The following is a 15,972-nucleotide window of genomic DNA, read 5'->3' as shown; positions in this document are numbered from 1 at the left end:
TGTCCGCCGGCAAATGCGCAGGAGACCGGGCTGTCAACGGACAGTCCCCGAAAAGGTTCCGGAAAGGTTCCGGGCCGGCTCCCCCTGACGAAGCGACCCGCCAGATGTCCGGAGCGACCTTTTTCCGGCACGGGCCTTGTGTCTGGCGCGCACTTCCCCCTCAGCCGGACGACCGGATCATTTTCAATTCAGCACATTAATTAGGCGCTTTGCATATTTATTGGTCTTCTGATACGCCTTCACCCGAGCCTCTGCTGACGTCATGGGGCGAGTTTGCCGCTTTTAGTGGCGGAAATCCCGGATCCGCAGATTTTTCAAGGAGGTGCCCTCCGATTGGCACACATCGTGCTTTATTGGGTGCAACGGTCCCGTCCGGGCCCGGCGGATTGATTTGTCCCGCATGTCCGGAAAAGGTCCTGCCGACTACCTGGCCTGTTTAGTGGAGAGAGACACAAGGTGATGAAAAAGATCGAAGCGATCATCAAACCCTTCAAACTGGATGAGGTCAAGGAAGCCCTGCAAGAGGTTGGCCTCCAGGGCATCACGGTGACGGAAGCCAAGGGCTTCGGCCGACAGAAGGGACATACGGAGCTTTACCGGGGCGCCGAATACGTCGTCGACTTTCTACCGAAGGTGAAGGTCGAGATCGTCCTGGGCGACGACATGGTCGAAAAGGCCGTGGAAGCCATCCGCTCCGCCGCCCAGACCGGCCGCATCGGCGACGGCAAGATTTTCGTTTCCAACATTGAGGAAGCGGTTCGAATCCGGACGGGCGAGTCCGGCATCGACGCTATCTGACCCACCATTCCGGCACCCGCCGGTATTCCAGATTCCGGTCCGGCGTCCGAGAGCCAAATCTTGGGACAGTCTGCCTGACCGGAACCAAACCCAACCGTTCACACGAAAAATCAAAGGGATGGATACTATGACCACTGCCGCTGAGGTCCTGAAGGAGATCCAGGAAAAAGACGTGAAATTCGTCGATCTGCGCTTTACCGACCCGAAGGGCAAGATGCAGCACGTCACCATGGACGTCGCTCTTGTCGACGAAGACATGTTTGCTGAAGGCGTGGCCTTCGACGGCTCGTCAATCGCCGGCTGGAAGGCCATCAACGAGTCCGACATGATGCTGATCCTGGATCCGGAATCCGCTCACATGGACCCGTTCTTCGCCCAGTCCACCATGGCGATCTTCTGCGACATCGTCGATCCGGTCACCGGTGAAGGCTACAACCGCGATCCGCGCATGACCGCGAAAAAGGCAGAAGCCTACGTCAAGTCCGGCGGTTTCGGCGACACGATCTTCGTCGGCCCGGAAGCCGAGTTCTTCATGTTCGACGATGTCCGTTTCAACGCGGACCCGTACAACACCGGCTTCATCCTGGACAGCTCCGAACTGCCGTCCAACATGGGCTCCGAATACGAGACCGGCAACCTCGGCCACCGTCCGCGCACAAAGGGCGGTTACTTCCCGGTCCCGCCGGTCGACAGCGCGCAGGACATCCGTTCCGAAATGCTGTCCGTCATGGGCGAAATGGGCGTTCCGACCGAAAAGCACCACCACGAAGTGGCGGCTGCCCAGCACGAACTCGGCATGAAATTCGACCACCTGACCCGGTGTGCCGACAACATGCAGGTCTACAAGTACGTCGTGCATCAGGTCGCTCATGCCTACGGCAAGACCTCGACCTTCATGCCCAAGCCGGTCTTCGGCGACAACGGCACCGGCATGCACTGCCACCTGTCCATCTGGAACAACGGCGAGCCGAGTTTCGCCGGCAACCAGTATGCCGACCTGTCCGAATCCTGCCTGTACTTCATCGGCGGAATTCTGAAGCATGCCAAGGCCCTGAACGCCTTCACCAACCCGTCGACCAACTCCTACAAGCGTCTGGTCCCGGGCTACGAGGCGCCGGTTCTTCTGGCCTACTCCTCGCGCAACCGCTCCGCGTCCTGCCGTATTCCCTTCACGGCGTCGCCGAAAGCCAAGCGTGTTGAAGTCCGCTTCCCGGATCCGACCGCGAACCCGTATCTGTGCTTCTCCGCACTGCTGATGGCCGGCCTTGACGGAATCAAGAACAAGATCCATCCGGGCGACGCCATGGACAAGAACCTCTACGACCTTCCGCCGGAAGAGCTCTCCGAGATTCCGACCGTCTGCGGCTCGCTTCGTGAAGCCCTGGAAGCCGTCGATGCGGATCGTGAATTCCTGAAAGCCGGTGGCGTCTTCGACGACGACCAGATCGACGCCTACATCGAACTGAAGATGGAAGAAGTCGACCGTTACGACATGACCCCGCATCCGGTCGAATTCGACATGTACTACTCCGTCTAAGCCTCGCGCTTTTCGGAAAAGAAAGCCCCGGCCTGACGGCCGGGGCTTTTTTATTGGCTTGTCTGCGGGCGGTCTATCTCGCCCGCAGCCAGTCCGCCAGCGACGGCCGTTTGCTCCGTCCCCGGCCCCGCATGGCCGGCGACGAGATCATCGCGTTCAGAACCGCCTCCTGTGTCGTTTCGGCCGCTGCCTGGAACAGAAGATCGATCCGGCCCTCCCGCAGACAATCGCGCACGATGAAATCGCGCTCTTCAAAATGTGAAATTCGCTGCGCTGTCGAAAATGCCAGAGCAATATCGCCGCTGCCATTGCCGTAATGGGCGCCGAGCCGGGCAAGACCGGCCCCTGCCCGCTTCGCGACCCGCTTCAGTTGCCGGCTTTCCAGCGGAACGTCCGTCGCCAGCACGACGATCACCGAACCGCGTTCTTCCTCCGGATACTTGTCCTTCGGATGTGGCCTGCGTCCATCTGGCAGAACAAGATCGCCGGGCTTGCCGAAATTGGCCAGCACCAGCGCTCCGAGCGTGAACGGGCCACCGTCCAGTTCAAGGACACGGGATGCCGTACCGATGCCGCCCTTGAAACCGAAGGCGCTCATGCCGGTGCCGGCGCCGACGCTGCCCTGTGCGCAATCGCTCGACGCGGCGCTGAGCGCGGCGTCGGCTTCCGCCTCGCCGAGCGCCATTGCCTGGATGTCGCTCAGGTAGCCGTCATTGCATTCCAGCACCACCGGATTGACCGTGCCGGTCGAGCGGCCGATTTCGGGATTTTCGGAAATCGCACGGCGGATCAGTGCATTGACCCCGTTGCCGACTGCGAACGTGTTGGTCAACAGAACAGGCGTTTCCAGGGTACCGAGTTCCTCGACCTGGACGAGACCTGCACTCTTGCCGAACCCGTTGATCACCTCGACAGCCGCCACAAGTTTCTCGCGGAAGAGGTTGCCCTGATGGGGCACGATGGCGGTAAAACCGGTTCTGAGATCGCCCGCATTCACCGTCAGATGACCGATCGAAAGTCCTTCGATATCCGTAATGGAATTGGTCCTGCCGGTCTCAAGGGACCCGCAGACGAGGCCAAACGACCTGGAAGGAGAAAGTTTCAGTTCAGACATGAGGCACCGGGTTTGAAAATCTGTGACCAGACTTGATAGGCTGGAATGACCGCGGCACAAACGAAAAAGCCTCCCGAAGGAGGCCATTCCCGTTCCGATTTGTGGTTGGCTCAGTAGCAGACCCGCCGATGCGCGACGACGACATGGCGGCCGTAATACGGATCCCAGCGGGTCACCGGACGCATCGTGCAACGGACCGGCGCGACGTAACGCGGGCGGGCTTGGCCGGCGATGATGGCTCCGGCTGCGAGGCCGAAAATGGCACCCGCGGCAACTGCGCCGGCACGGCGGTTCCCGGCATGGGCTTCATTCGGCGTCATGCTGACGGCAGCTGTTGCAACGGTGGCGACGGTGACGGCGGCGATGGCAAACTTGCGAAACATGTCTTGTCCTTTCCTGTGGCTTGCAGCGGGCTCCTCGCCGCTGATGAAGAGACCTTAGACCGGAACCGCGCGTGCGGATGTGACTGCAATCACGTCAGCGCACATTTGCGAAAACATGTTAGGAAGATCCGACAGGATCGCATATTTCGCACAATCGGAGAGTTTTCATGTGGGTGATCATGGCCGTTTCCATTCAGCTTCTGTCTGGGCCCAATGTCTGGGCCGTGACGGACCAGGGGACGTTTCAAGGTGAAGTCGATTGCGAGGCGGCCCTCGCCGAAGCGGTCCCGCGCACGCTTTCGGACGGAATGCGGCTGGCCTGGGAACAAAGCGAGCTGAAATTCATCTGCGTCAAGGTGCGCGATGCCGGATCAGGCGCAAACTGAGCGGATACAGCCTGTCCGTCCCGTTTTTCCGGGCCCTGCAATTTACAAGTTATGCCGCACGCGCTAGAGCACGTCGGAACGGGCACCGGATGGTGCACACGGCCAATTTCACGGACAGGCAGGCATGAGCGCGTTCAAGTCGGACTTTCTAAACGTTCTTTCGGAACGCGGTTTCATTCATCAGATATCCGACCCCAAAGGTCTGGACGCGCTTTGCGCGAAGGAAACGGTCACCGCCTATATCGGTTTTGATTGCACGGCGCCGAGCCTGCATGCAGGCTCTCTTGTTCCGATCATGATGCTGCACTGGTTCCAGCAGACCGGGCACCGGCCGATCACGCTCATGGGCGGCGGCACGACCCGGGTCGGCGACCCGTCCGGCAAGGACGAATCGCGCAAGATGCTGACCGACGCGGCGATCGAGGACAACAAGGCCGGTATCCGCAAGGTTTTCGAGAAGCTTCTTACCTTCGGAGACGGCCCGACCGAAGCCATCATGCTGGACAATGCGGACTGGCTGCTGAAGCTGAACTACGTCGATTTCCTGCGCGAGATCGGCCGGCACTTCTCCGTCAACCAGATGATCCAACGGGATTCCGTCCGCCTGCGGCTCGAGCGCGAGCAGCATCTGTCGTTCCTGGAATTCAACTACATGCTGCTCCAGGGCTACGACTTTCTGGAGATATACAGGCGCACCGGCTGCCGTCTTCAGATGGGCGGCTCCGACCAGTGGGGCAACATCCTGTCCGGCACGGATCTCGTGCGCCGCATCGAGGATACCGAAGCCTTCGCCCTCACCTCGCCGCTGCTGACAACCTCTTCCGGCGCGAAAATGGGCAAGACCGCCTCGGGCGCCGTCTGGCTCAACGAGGAGCAGCTGTCCGCCTATGACTACTGGCAGTACTGGCGCAACACGGAAGACGCCGACGTCGAGCGCTTCCTGAAGCTCTTCACGATCCTGCCCCTGGACGAAATTGCCCGTCTGGCGGCTCTGGAAGGGTCCGAGGTCAACGAGGCGAAGAAGGTTCTCGCCACGGAAGCGACCGCTCTGATCCATGGCCGCGAAAAGGCCGAAGCTGCGGCGGAAACGGCCCGCAAGGCCTTCGAGGAAGGCGCCTCCGCTGCCGGCCTGCCCACCGTCGAAATCCCCGGACAGGAACTAGAGGCCGGCATCGGTGTGCTGTCGGCATTCGTCACCGCCGGCCTGTGTGCTTCCAACGGAGATGTCCGCCGCAACATCAAGGGCGGCGCCGTCAGGATCAATGACAAGAGCGAACAGAACGACAAGCGGCAGCTGACAGCAGACGACATGACCGCAGACGGGATCATCAAGCTCTCGCTCGGCAAGAAGAAACACGTCTTGCTGAAACCGGTTTGACGGTCCGGAAATGCCGCTCTGTCCTGGCACGGTGTTTTTTTTCAAGCCTCGCCCTGAGCCGGGGCGGCTCACTCAGTTCGCCTGAAACTCGAACATCTTTCGGAAGATACCCGGTGCGATCGCCGAGATCGGATTGACGGACAGCACCGGGTCCGAGACCGAACCGGACAGCCGGTAGGTCACCCCGATCAAGCCCTCCCCGGATCCGCCACCAAGCGCAAACCCGAGCAGGGGAATCTTGGCGAAGAAATTGTTGAGGGCATAGATCGGCACAAAGGTACCAGTCAGGCTCAACGTCTGCGTTGCGAGGTCTACCGTGCCACTCACGGTCCCGCCGAGTGCGTTGCCCTGCAGGGCCCCCCGGCTGATCGTCAATGAATCGCCTTCCCGGGTGAAATTGATGTCGAGCGTATCGAAACTGGCACTGCCGGAAGCCTGGTTGGTGAGGGCCGCGGATCCGTTCTGATCGAGCTTGGAGCGGTTCTGTTGCCGGATCCTCTGAATGGCGGGATCCTCGGTAATCTGCAGCGAACGCACGTTGAACTCACCCACCCAGCTGTCTTCGTCTGCCATGGCGACATCAAGTTCGCCGCGGCCCCCGCGCATGCGCTCGTAAAGGTCGAGAAAGCGCAGTGTCGCGCCGGTATTGGCAAATCTGCCCTTGGCTGACTGGGCCGCGTTCTGCTCGGCGACAACAAACTCGAAATCCGAACGGCCATTCACAAGCCCTTTCAGATCCGCCGACTTCAACCCTTTGGCGCCGGTTTCGACCTTGCCGGAGAACTTTTCTATATGCTGGCTGTTGAAACCGGTGACCCGGTCGATGGTCGCCGAGATCCGGGTTCCACCGGAAAAATCGCCCGCGCCCTGGCTTCCGCCGGGGCTGCGCATGCTGCGAATCAGGCCGCGCCCATCGAACGCCGCGCCCACAAAAATGATGTCGAAACGGCCGTCGGTGGCGCGCACGATATCGACCTCGATGTCATCCCCCGGGCGCAGCTTGAACGTGCCGAAAGTGGCGTCGACCAGATCGCCTGCCTCGGACAGATTCATGTGACCGGCTACATGAACCCCTTCAGAGATGAGCTTGAACTCCCGGATCTTGCGCTTGCCATCCGTCTCCAGCAGCCTGAAGGTCGCCGTTGCCGGAACCCCCTTGGCCTTCTGCCAGCCCAGTGCCTGCAGGTGCACATCCGTCCGTTCCAGATCGACAACGAACTCCTGTTCGTCGCCGGCCTTGGCAACGCTGAGGGTCATATCGCCGTCGAGGAAGGCAGTCAGGTCGACGCCCTTGTCCTTCAATTGCGCCGCGGTCACGCTCACCACGACATCCTGCCTGGCCGCGACACCGGATTCGCCAAGCGGCACGACCAGATCGATATCGGCCTGGAAGCCGTCCAGGATTCCCTTGCCCGTGATGGCCACCTGATCCCGGTCCGCTTCCAGCAAGACATTCGCGTCGCGCACCGTGTGCCCCATGATCGGATCACCATCGGTGAAATCGTTCAGTTCGCCCGTTGCCCGCCAGGCGACCGACTCCAGATCGATCTGATTTTCCAGCGGGAACGTCGCGTCGATGACGATATTGCCGGAACCTTCGACCTTCGCGGCCTTCAGGCCGGCCCGCTCCAGCACCTTGAAGGGTGCACTGTTCATCATCGAGCCCAGATCCAGCGCGGCGCCTTCCAGATGAGCGGTAACCTCCGCGATCTTGCCGTCTCGTTGAGGCAGATTGAGGATCCTGAATTCACCTTCCGGAACCGCCACCGCACCGCCCGAGACGGCCTCCGCCGTCCCGCCCCCGGCGCGAACGGTCAGGACTTCGTTCTCGACGGTCAGCGTTCCGGACAGGCCGCTGATTTGCGGGACGTCTCCGACCGGGGTCACGGCACTGCCGGAAAAGGTCATGTCCAGCCGCATGTCGTCACCCGACCAGCCGGCCTCCGGATCGCGGGGATCGAATGCCGGCGGACGGAGCGCACCCGTGTAGGATATCGTCTCGATAAGGCCGCTCTTGATCCGCTCGTTGACCCAGCGTCGCGCCGGCGGAACAAGCGTGATCGGCCAGAGCTGCTTGGCAACGGCAACCGGTATTTGCGCACCATCGGCGGCGATCGCCAGGTAAGGCCCGTCGGGCGTGATCTGTACGGTCGCCACACCTTGGGCGACAGCTTTTCCCGACTTGGCGAAAAAACGGTCGACGGACAGCAATCCGATGCGCGGATCGAAGCGCGCTCGCACCTCGATATCGTCCATCATGTGCGGCAGTTCGGGGACGTCACTGGATCCGAATTGCGGGTTTTTGGAATTCAGGTTTATGGTCCACTCCGGAGTATCGCCGGCACCGGGTGTCACCGTCCCCGTGAACGAAACTTGCGTATTGCCGCGAATGACATGCGATGGGGTGATCTCGATCTCACGCTGTCCCTGCTGAAACAGGAGAGACAGCGCGGCGTCGTCAAACGCGACGATGGTCTTGCCAAGCTGAAACCAGCCGTCGCGGACACGTGCCACCGCGTTTGCGGACAGGAACTGACCCTCCCCGGTCAACCGGCTTTCGATTTTTGCGGAGGCCGGCAGCCCCAGGCCCTTGCCCTGCACAGCATTCGCGTCTGATCCCAGAAGCTCGGCCAGGGTGATGCCGTTGACCACCACGCCGATATTTTTCTGCCGCGCGCCTTCCGGCGCGCTGCGGGCCAGTTCCATCCGCCAGGTCGAAACGTCCCCCGCAACCTTGGCATAGGCGCGAATGGTCCGGTTGCGCGCCCGGAAGATATCCGCTTCAATCTTGCCGAAGTGCCGCGGGCTGTCCCCGGCCAGTTCGACGGAAGCGTCCCTGATCCGGACGAACCGCAAGCCGCGGCGGGCGAACTGATCGTCGATAACGTCACTGACCTGGTCAACCGCTTCCATGAGCGGTTCCATTTCCGGCACCTTTGCAGGCCCCGCTTTCAGCTCAACTTCGACATGCGGCTGTTCGAGATCCAGCCAGGTAAAATGGACATCGCCTTCAAGCAGCGAATCGCGGTTGATGGGCGCGGTCAATCTCGGCAGGCTGATGCGCACCGGCGAGGCACCGTCAATCCTGGCCTCAACATCCCGCAGAACGATATTGATCCCGTCCGGCGCGGTGACGTCCAGACTTGCATATCCCACCGACAGGTCCACGGGACCGCGTGTTCCCTGATAGGCGAGCACGCTCCCCAGCAACGGAACGCGCACAGGTCCGGAGGCGAACAGCGCGATCACTCCGCCAAACAGACAAATCACGACCGCCGCCGCAACGAGGCGCCAGCGTCGCTTCTTGCGCTTTTGCGGCAGGTCCCGAACCGGTTCTGCTGATCCGCCGTTTTCTGGCAAAGACGTCAATCCAATGTTCTGTCCGTGTGCGTATTACAGTCGTTTTGGTTTGCCACGGACCATGGCTCCGGGCTAACTCGGGGCAGCATTGCACGAGTCGCCGGCCGGCCTATGATACTGCGAAAGCACCCTGAAAAGCGACTGCATCACATCAGGAACCAGCCGCAAACCGGCATTAACGCACAAACTTTGACGGAAGGAAGGCATCATGGGCGAATTGGCCGTAGGGGAAACCGCACCGGAATTTGATCTTGAAGGCAGCGGTGGCGAACGGATCGCCCTGAGTGCTCTCAAGGGCCACCCCGTGGTGGTCTATTTCTACCCAAAGGACGACACCCCCGGGTGCACCAAGGAGGCCATCGCCTTCACGGACCTGATCGCGGATTTCCGGAAAATCGACGTCACGATCATCGGCGTATCCCCCGACACCGCGGCGAAACACGACAAGTTCATTGCCAAACACGAACTTGCCGTGCGTCTGGCCGCCGATACCCAGACCGGAACCGCCGAGGCCTATGGCGTCTGGGTTGAAAAATCGATGTACGGCAAGAAGTACATGGGCGTCGAACGCGCGACATTCCTCGTGGACGCGGACGGCAAAATCGCGCAGGTCTGGAGGAAGGTGAAGGTACCCGGCCACGCCGAGGCTGTTCTGGAAGCCGCCCGGGCACTTTGACCGCCGAGAGAAAAATGCCCGGGGAGCTCATGTCGGACACCGCTGAAACAGGCCTGCCCCGGAGCCTGGTCGCCGGCGCCCGCGCAATAGTCGTGTCCGGGGACACCGCGGAAAAGGTCCGGCTGGCCTACACCGTTTCGAAAGCCTGGTTCCAACGGGATCTGGCACTCGGATCGACAGCCCTGGGCAACCCCATGCCGGACCGGCCCGGACGTCCTCAGAAACCGGACCTGCGCGCCCCCCGCGACATGCCCAGGCGCAACATGAAGGGCAAGGCAGGCCGCGTTGCCCTGATACATTCTCTCGCCCATATCGAGCTGAATGCCGTCGACCTGACCTGGGACCTGATCGGGAGATTCGCCTCCGTGCGCCTGCCCAGGTCCTACTACGACGACTGGGTCCGGGTCGGCCTCGAGGAAGCCAAGCATTTTTCCATGCTGCAGGACAGGCTGGCAAAACTCGGCGCCGCCTATGGCGACCTGCCGGCCCACGACGGACTGTGGCAGGCCGCCCAGGACACCGGACAGGATCTCGCCGCCCGCCTGGCGATCATCCCCCTGGTGCTGGAAGCCCGCGGCCTCGACATCACGCCGTCGATGATCGCGAAGGCGCGCGAGATCGGTGACGAGGACACCGCGAAATGCCTCGACATCATCTACCGGGACGAGAAGAATCACGTCGCTTTCGGTGCAAAATGGTTTCGCTATCTGTGCGACCGGCAGGGAATCAGACCCGAACCGGCGTTCCACGGCTATGTCCGCCGACACTTTCGCGGAGCTCTCAAGCCGCCTTTCAACGATCGGGCCCGGTCCGAAGCCGGACTAACTCCCGGTTTTTACAAGCCTCTTGCGCCAATAATCGGCTAGAATTGTGCGCCGAGAAGACGAATTGTTAACCTTACCAAACTCTAATCAGACTCAGTTGTATTGCAGGATGCAGGCAGTGACTGAGTGACAATGCTAAAGCGGCCAGAAACCACCCGACCCAATCGGACGTCCGGAGCCCCACCGCACCATGCGGCATTGGGCAAAGGCGCCAAGACGACCACGTACAACGTGCGGCCGTTGCACCTTGTCTGCGGCGCGCTTGCCTGCGTGACCGCGACACTGACCCTGGCCGGGACCATCGGATACTATCTCCTTCGCAGCGACATCATTGCCGAGGCCAGCGCCGAGCGCACCGAACTCGTGCTGGAATATCAGGACCATATCGACCGCCTGCGGACGGAAATCGAGATCCTGACAAGCCGGCAGATGGTCGATCGGGAAACCGTCGAGATCCAGGTGATGGACGTGCTGCGCCGCCAGCAGGGCCTCAATCAGCGCCACGCCATAGTCGCCGAACTCGTTGCCCGCGCCGAGAACGCCGGCATTTACCTGAGCGACGGCAAGCCGCTGCCGCCGCAAAAGCCATCCATCGATGCACGCGGCCTCACCTCTCTGGACGGCGACGACACCACGGCGATCGGTGGCGAAAGCGAACTGATCGACGAACCGGTCAAGGCCCTCGGCCTGCGCGACAGCAGCAACAGGACTTTCGACCCGTTGACGATCCTCCGGCAGCCGATTTCCGGTGAGGCCGGCATGCCGCAGGACTTAAAAAAAAACCTTGAAAAGCAGGCCGCGCTTGATGCCGTGAAGGCCGATATTTCCGAAATGGATGTCGAAAGCACTGCCGCGGTCGACGCGATCACCGTGTCCACGGAAAGCCGCATAGAAGACATTCTCGGCATCACCCGGAAAATCACCCCCGGAGTAAACGCTGCGTTGCGCAAGCACACGTTCATCGGCGGCCCGTTTCAGCCGATCACCGAAGAGAATTTTCCAGACCGGCTGCAGCGCGCGAACGCCGCATTGACCGCTTTGCGCCGGGTCAGGTTCACAGCCCTTCGCCTGCCCGTCAAACGGCCGGTCCGGAACGGATCCGTCTCCAGCAGCTACGGCCCGCGGGTAGATCCGTTTCTGGGGCGCCTGGCGATGCACACAGGCATCGACTTCAAGGCCCCCTATGGGGCGCGCGTGTTTGCCACGGCCCCTGGTACGATCCTGAGCGCCGGGCGCCACGGCGGATACGGCAAGATGGTCGAGATCCGCCACGCCAACGGTTTCGTCACCCGCTACGCCCATCTGAGCCGCCTGCAGGTTTCCGAGGGCGACCACGTACTCGCCGGTGACCCGATCGGCAATGTCGGATCGACGGGCCGCTCGACCGGTCCGCATCTTCACTATGAGATCAGACGGCACGACAAGCCGAACAATCCGGCCGCATTCCTGTCCGCCGGCGACCGCCTGGCTGAATTGTCCCTCTAGGGGCGGGTGCGCCGGGCAGAAACCGCTTCAACATGACAACGGGGCCTTTTGGCCCCGTTGTCATGTCTTGTCAGGTTCCCGGGAAAGCCTCAGTCGATATCTTCGACCTCGACCGGGTCGCCGCCGAAGACCCGCTGGGCCAGGGCCGCTTCCATGAACTTGTCGAGATCACCGTCCAGAACGTCGCCGGGAGACGTGCTGTCGACCCCGGTGCGAAGATCCTTCACGAGCTGATAGGGCTGCAGCACATAGGACCGGATCTGGTGGCCCCAGCCGATATCTGTCTTGGACGCGGCTTCGGCGCTCGCCGCCTCTTCCCGCTTTTTCAGTTCCGCCTCGTAGAGACGGGCCTTCAGCATGGACCAGGCAGTGGCGCGGTTCTTGTGCTGGGACCGCTCGGACTGACATTGCACCACGATGCCGGTCGGCTGGTGGGTGATACGCACCGCCGAATCGGTCGTGTTGACGTGCTGGCCACCGGCGCCCGAGGCCCGGTACGTGTCGATGCGGCAGTCGCTCTCGTTGATGTCGATATCGATGGAGTCGTCGATCACCGGATAGACCCAGGCGCTGGAAAAGCTCGTGTGACGGCGCGCGTTGCTGTCGTAGGGTGAAATCCGCACCAGACGATGGACCCCGGATTCCGTCTTCAGCCAGCCATAGGCGTTCTCGCCCTTGATCAGCAGCGTCGCGGACTTGATGCCGGCTTCCTCACCATCGTGATATTCGAGCACTTCCACCTTGAAGCCGCGTTTTTCGGCCCAGCGGCGATACATGCGCATCAGCATGGACGCCCAGTCCTGGCTTTCCGTGCCACCTGCCCCGGAATTGATTTCCAGGTAAGCGTCATTGGCGTCGGCCTCGCCGGACAGCAGCGACTGCAGTTGCAGGGCGTTGACCTTTTCCTTCAGTCCCCGCAGCGCGTCTTCCGCGTCAGTCACGACGGAAGCGTCGTCTTCCATCTCGCCGAGTTCGATCAGTTCGATGTTGTCCGACAGATCCTGTTCGAGCTGTTTGACGCCTGAGATGCCGTCATCGAGCTGCTGGCGTTCGCGCATCAGCTTCTGCGCCTTGCTCGGCTCGTTCCACAGATCCGGATCCTCGGAGAGGGCGTTCAGTTCTTCGAGACGGACGAGAGCCTGATCCCAGTCAAAGATGCCTCCTCAGCAGGCTTATGGCCTGCTTGATTTCATCGACGATGGCTTCCATTTCGGCGCGCATCGGATACCTCGCTTGGTTTTTACGGGAATCGGCCCGGCCTCTTTTCAAAGACGCCGGGCCGTGAATTGGAGCGGGACATTACCCGCGCGGGCCTGCACTGTAAACCGGCCTCACGGCCCAACACAGGCTCAGGTCCGGCCCGAAGGAAGATCAGTACAGACCGCTGGTTCCGTTGAACACGGCGCCCGCGGCTTCCGGCGACACGGCGGTGGGAACCCCCATCGTGTCCTGGAACCCGATCACGGAATAGCTGTCCGGCGGCGCCATGCCCGGCTTGAAGGCTTCCAGGATCGCTCCGGGCGATCCGGCGGCTGTTCTCAGCCCCGTACGCCGGTTGATCGGGATCAGCTGCAGTCCCTTGGGCACCCGGAATTCAACCGGCGGCTTGTCCGCGAGCGCCTTCTTGACGAAATCCGTGAAGATCGGCGACGCGACCTGACCACCTGTCGCCCCGCGTCCCATGGGCTTGGGAGTGTCGAAGCCGACAAACACGCCAACCGCGAGATCCGGGGTGTAACCCATGAACCAGGCGTCCTTTTCGTCGTTCGTCGTTCCGGTCTTGCCGGCAACGGGACGTCCGACGGCACGCACCCTGGTGGCAGTGCCGCGCTGGACGACCCCTTCCATCATGGACGTGATCTGGTAGGCGGTCATCGGATCAAGCACCTGCTCGCGGTCATCGATCAGGGTCGGTTCGTCCTGCCCCTCCCAGATGTCCTGGGTGCAGCCGTCGCAGATGCGGCTGTCGTGCTTGTAGATGGTGCGCCCGTAGCGGTCCTGGATCCGGTCGATCAGGGTCGGCCGCACTTTCCTGCCGCCGTTTGCGATCGTGGCATAGGCGGTGGTCAGGCGCAGCACGGTGGTTTCCCCGGCCCCCAGCGACATCGACAGCACCGGCAGCATGTTGTCGTAGATCCCGAAGCGCTTGGCATATTCGGCGACCAGCGGCATGCCCATGTCCTGGGCAAGCCGGACGGTCATGACGTTCCGCGACAGTTCGACCCCGGTGCGCAGCGTCGAGGGACCGTAGAACTTGCCGCCGTAGTTCTGCGGCCGCCAGGTGCCGAGACCCGGGCCCTGGCTGATTTCAAGCGGTGCGTCCATGATCACCGAAGACGGCGTATAGCCATTGTCGAGCGCGGCCGCATACAGGAACGGCTTGAAGGACGAACCGGGCTGACGGTAGGCCTGGGTCGCACGATTGAATTCACTCTGGGCGAAGCTGAAGCCGCCGACCATGGCCAGCACGCGGCCCGTATAGGGGTCCATGGCGACCAGCGCACCGGACACTTTCGGGATCTGGCGCAATTCGAAGATGCCGGGCGTCACATTGCTTTCCTGAACATAGACAATGTCCCCGGGTGCGAGTACGTCGGACACGCTCCCGGGTGCGCGGCCGTTGACACGGGCCCATTTCATGGTGTCGAGGAAAAGCGGACCGGTCTTGCGCTCTTCGGAGAGCTGGCCGCTGACCAGCTTGACCGGCTGGATGCCGACGGTTGCCTGATCGCTGCCGCTTTCCAGCACCACGGCAAGCTGCCATTCGGGGATATCGCTGAGCGCCTCGACCTTGGCCAGATCGACTCCCCAGTCCGCGCCGAGCGTGATCCGGTCGACCGGACCGCCCCAGCTGCCGCGTTTGTGGTCGAAATCGATCAGCCCGTCCATCAGCGACTTGCGCGCCATTTTCTGAAGCTCGGGGTCCAGCGTCGAACGGACCGACAGTCCGCCTTCGTAAAGACGCTTGTCACCGAATATGCCGGCAACCTCGCGCCGGACTTCCTCGGTGAAATATTCGGCCGAAAACAGGCGGGACCCGGTTTCCCTGGGTGTCACGACGATCGGTTTGCGCTTGGCTTCCTCGCCCTCTGCGGTCTTGATGTAGCCGTCGGCGATCATGCGGTCGAGCACGTAGTTTCGGCGCGCGATCGCGGCTTCCGTCTTTCTGTAGGGATGATAGTTGCTCGGCCCCTTCGGCAAGGCCGCCAGATAGGCGACCTCGTCCAGAGTGAGCTCATGGACCGACTTGTCGAAATAGATCAGCGAAGCCGCCGCGACGCCATAGGCACCGAAGCCGAAATAGATCTCGTTGAGATAAAGTTCGAGAATTTCGTCCTTGGTGTAGGCCTGTTCGATCCGCAGGGACAGAATGGCTTCCTTGACCTTGCGTTCATAGGCCGCCGAGCGTCGGCGCCGTTCTTCGCTGACCAGATCGGACAGCAGAAAATTCTTCGCAACCTGCTGGGTGATCGTCGACGCGCCCTCGGGCCGGCGGCCGGAACCGTAATTCTGCACGAACCGCACCGCCGCACGGGCGATGCCTTCCGGGTCAACGCCGATATGGCTGTAGAAATTCTTGTCTTCCGCCGCGATGAAGGCCTCCTTCACCTGGTCCGGAATGGCCTGGATCGGCAGGAACATGCGCCGCTCCGTCGCGTATTCGGCCATCAGCTGGCCATCCGCCGCATGCACGCGCGTCATCACCGGAGGCTCGTAATTCTTCAAGGCGGTGTAATCCGGCAGATCCTCCGAAAGGGTCTGCAGATACATCCACACGCCGGCCGCGATCAGAAGCGCGAACACCGCGCCGATTCCGAACAGGTAGCCAAAAAATTTAATCAAGAATTTCATACTGCGGGCTCGTCTTTCCCCGTCTCTGGTGCTGCTGTTTTTCTAGCACGGAAACTGTCACACGGCACGCTTCGATGCCGACTGTCTCTCAAACTTGATCGCCTTCCTCTTGCACCAATATGGCGATGCTGAGGCAAATACCGGAACGAACCCCGACCTTGCAAGGCAATTCAAGGTTT

At 61.6% G+C, this 15,972-nt stretch carries 12 protein-coding genes; 7 read left to right on the top strand and 5 right to left on the bottom strand.

Features of this window, described 5'->3' with window-relative positions; all coding sequences use genetic code 11:
• Positions 1-459: 459 nt before the first annotated feature.
• Both WNZ15_RS25375 and glnA read left to right on the top strand, forming a co-directional pair.
• Complete coding sequence (locus WNZ15_RS25375) at positions 460-798, top strand: P-II family nitrogen regulator (RefSeq protein WP_094074571.1); 339 nt, start codon at positions 460-462, stop codon at positions 796-798.
• A gap of 127 nt (positions 799-925) precedes the next feature.
• Positions 926-2,335: a type I glutamate--ammonia ligase gene (glnA, locus tag WNZ15_RS25370; protein WP_342895843.1), complete on the top strand. Its 1,410-nt coding sequence runs from the start codon at positions 926-928 to the stop codon at positions 2,333-2,335.
• 73 nt (positions 2,336-2,408) lie between these two features.
• Here the strand turns inward: glnA and WNZ15_RS25365 are convergent, their stop codons facing one another.
• Entirely contained in the window at positions 2,409-3,449 is a 1,041-nt protein-coding gene (locus tag WNZ15_RS25365; protein ID WP_342895842.1) for a P1 family peptidase, read from the bottom strand.
• Between the two features lie 110 nt (positions 3,450-3,559).
• The gene (locus WNZ15_RS25360; protein ID WP_342895841.1) at positions 3,560-3,832 is read right to left on the bottom strand and encodes a tyrosyl-tRNA synthetase; all 273 of its coding nucleotides are present in this window, start codon (positions 3,830-3,832) and stop codon (positions 3,560-3,562) included.
• A gap of 167 nt (positions 3,833-3,999) precedes the next feature.
• On the opposite strand from WNZ15_RS25360, the gene WNZ15_RS25355 reads away from it, so the two are divergent.
• Positions 4,000-4,218, top strand: coding sequence for a hypothetical protein (locus WNZ15_RS25355; protein ID WP_342895840.1), 219 nt, complete (start codon positions 4,000-4,002; stop codon positions 4,216-4,218).
• 124 nt (positions 4,219-4,342) lie between these two features.
• On the top strand, positions 4,343-5,596 hold the full coding sequence (gene tyrS, locus WNZ15_RS25350; protein ID WP_342895839.1) for a tyrosine--tRNA ligase: 1,254 nt from the start codon (positions 4,343-4,345) through the stop codon (positions 5,594-5,596).
• 72 nt (positions 5,597-5,668) lie between these two features.
• Here tyrS and WNZ15_RS25345 read toward each other — a convergent pair whose 3' ends face one another.
• Entirely contained in the window at positions 5,669-8,965 is a 3,297-nt protein-coding gene (locus WNZ15_RS25345; RefSeq protein ID WP_342895838.1) for an AsmA-like C-terminal domain-containing protein, read from the bottom strand.
• 199 nt (positions 8,966-9,164) lie between these two features.
• Here WNZ15_RS25345 and bcp point away from each other — a divergent pair, with 199 nt between their 5' ends.
• From bcp to WNZ15_RS25330, 3 genes are all read left to right on the top strand, one after another.
• Entirely contained in the window at positions 9,165-9,632 is a 468-nt protein-coding gene (bcp, locus tag WNZ15_RS25340) for a thioredoxin-dependent thiol peroxidase (protein WP_342895837.1), read from the top strand.
• A gap of 29 nt (positions 9,633-9,661) precedes the next feature.
• Complete coding sequence (locus WNZ15_RS25335) at positions 9,662-10,498, top strand: ferritin-like domain-containing protein (protein WP_342895836.1); 837 nt, start codon at positions 9,662-9,664, stop codon at positions 10,496-10,498.
• Between the two features lie 189 nt (positions 10,499-10,687).
• The gene (locus WNZ15_RS25330) at positions 10,688-11,941 is read left to right on the top strand and encodes a M23 family metallopeptidase (RefSeq protein WP_342895835.1); all 1,254 of its coding nucleotides are present in this window, start codon (positions 10,688-10,690) and stop codon (positions 11,939-11,941) included.
• Between the two features lie 89 nt (positions 11,942-12,030).
• Here the strand turns inward: WNZ15_RS25330 and prfB are convergent.
• Positions 12,031-13,162 (bottom strand): peptide chain release factor 2 gene (gene prfB, locus WNZ15_RS25325; RefSeq protein ID WP_342895834.1). Its coding sequence is split into 2 segments (ribosomal slippage): positions 12,031-13,092 and positions 13,094-13,162, totalling 1,131 coding nucleotides; the frame shifts between segments, so codons are not numbered across the junction.
• Between the two features lie 150 nt (positions 13,163-13,312).
• On the bottom strand, positions 13,313-15,793 hold the full coding sequence (locus WNZ15_RS25320; protein WP_342895833.1) for a penicillin-binding protein 1A: 2,481 nt from the start codon (positions 15,791-15,793) through the stop codon (positions 13,313-13,315).
• Between the last annotated feature and the right edge of the window lie 179 nt (positions 15,794-15,972).

This window comes from Roseibium sp. AS2, from assembly GCF_038900065.1.
Classification (GTDB): domain Bacteria; phylum Pseudomonadota; class Alphaproteobacteria; order Rhizobiales; family Stappiaceae; genus Roseibium.
The sequence above is the reverse complement of the archived record's forward strand: the minus strand, read 5'-3'. Positions and strand labels throughout refer to the sequence as shown.

Coding starts and splice junctions, on each gene's coding strand:
- WNZ15_RS25375 (WP_094074571.1), top strand. CDS start 460: ATGAAAAAGATCGAAGCGATCATCAAACCCTTCAAACTGGATGAGGTC.
- glnA (WP_342895843.1), top strand. CDS start 926: ATGACCACTGCCGCTGAGGTCCTGAAGGAGATCCAGGAAAAAGACGTG.
- WNZ15_RS25365 (WP_342895842.1), bottom strand. CDS start 3,449: ATGTCTGAACTGAAACTTTCTCCTTCCAGGTCGTTTGGCCTCGTCTGC.
- WNZ15_RS25360 (WP_342895841.1), bottom strand. CDS start 3,832: ATGTTTCGCAAGTTTGCCATCGCCGCCGTCACCGTCGCCACCGTTGCA.
- WNZ15_RS25355 (WP_342895840.1), top strand. CDS start 4,000: ATGTGGGTGATCATGGCCGTTTCCATTCAGCTTCTGTCTGGGCCCAAT.
- tyrS (WP_342895839.1), top strand. CDS start 4,343: ATGAGCGCGTTCAAGTCGGACTTTCTAAACGTTCTTTCGGAACGCGGT.
- bcp (WP_342895837.1), top strand. CDS start 9,165: ATGGGCGAATTGGCCGTAGGGGAAACCGCACCGGAATTTGATCTTGAA.
- WNZ15_RS25335 (WP_342895836.1), top strand. CDS start 9,662: ATGTCGGACACCGCTGAAACAGGCCTGCCCCGGAGCCTGGTCGCCGGC.
- WNZ15_RS25320 (WP_342895833.1), bottom strand. CDS start 15,793: ATGAAATTCTTGATTAAATTTTTTGGCTACCTGTTCGGAATCGGCGCG.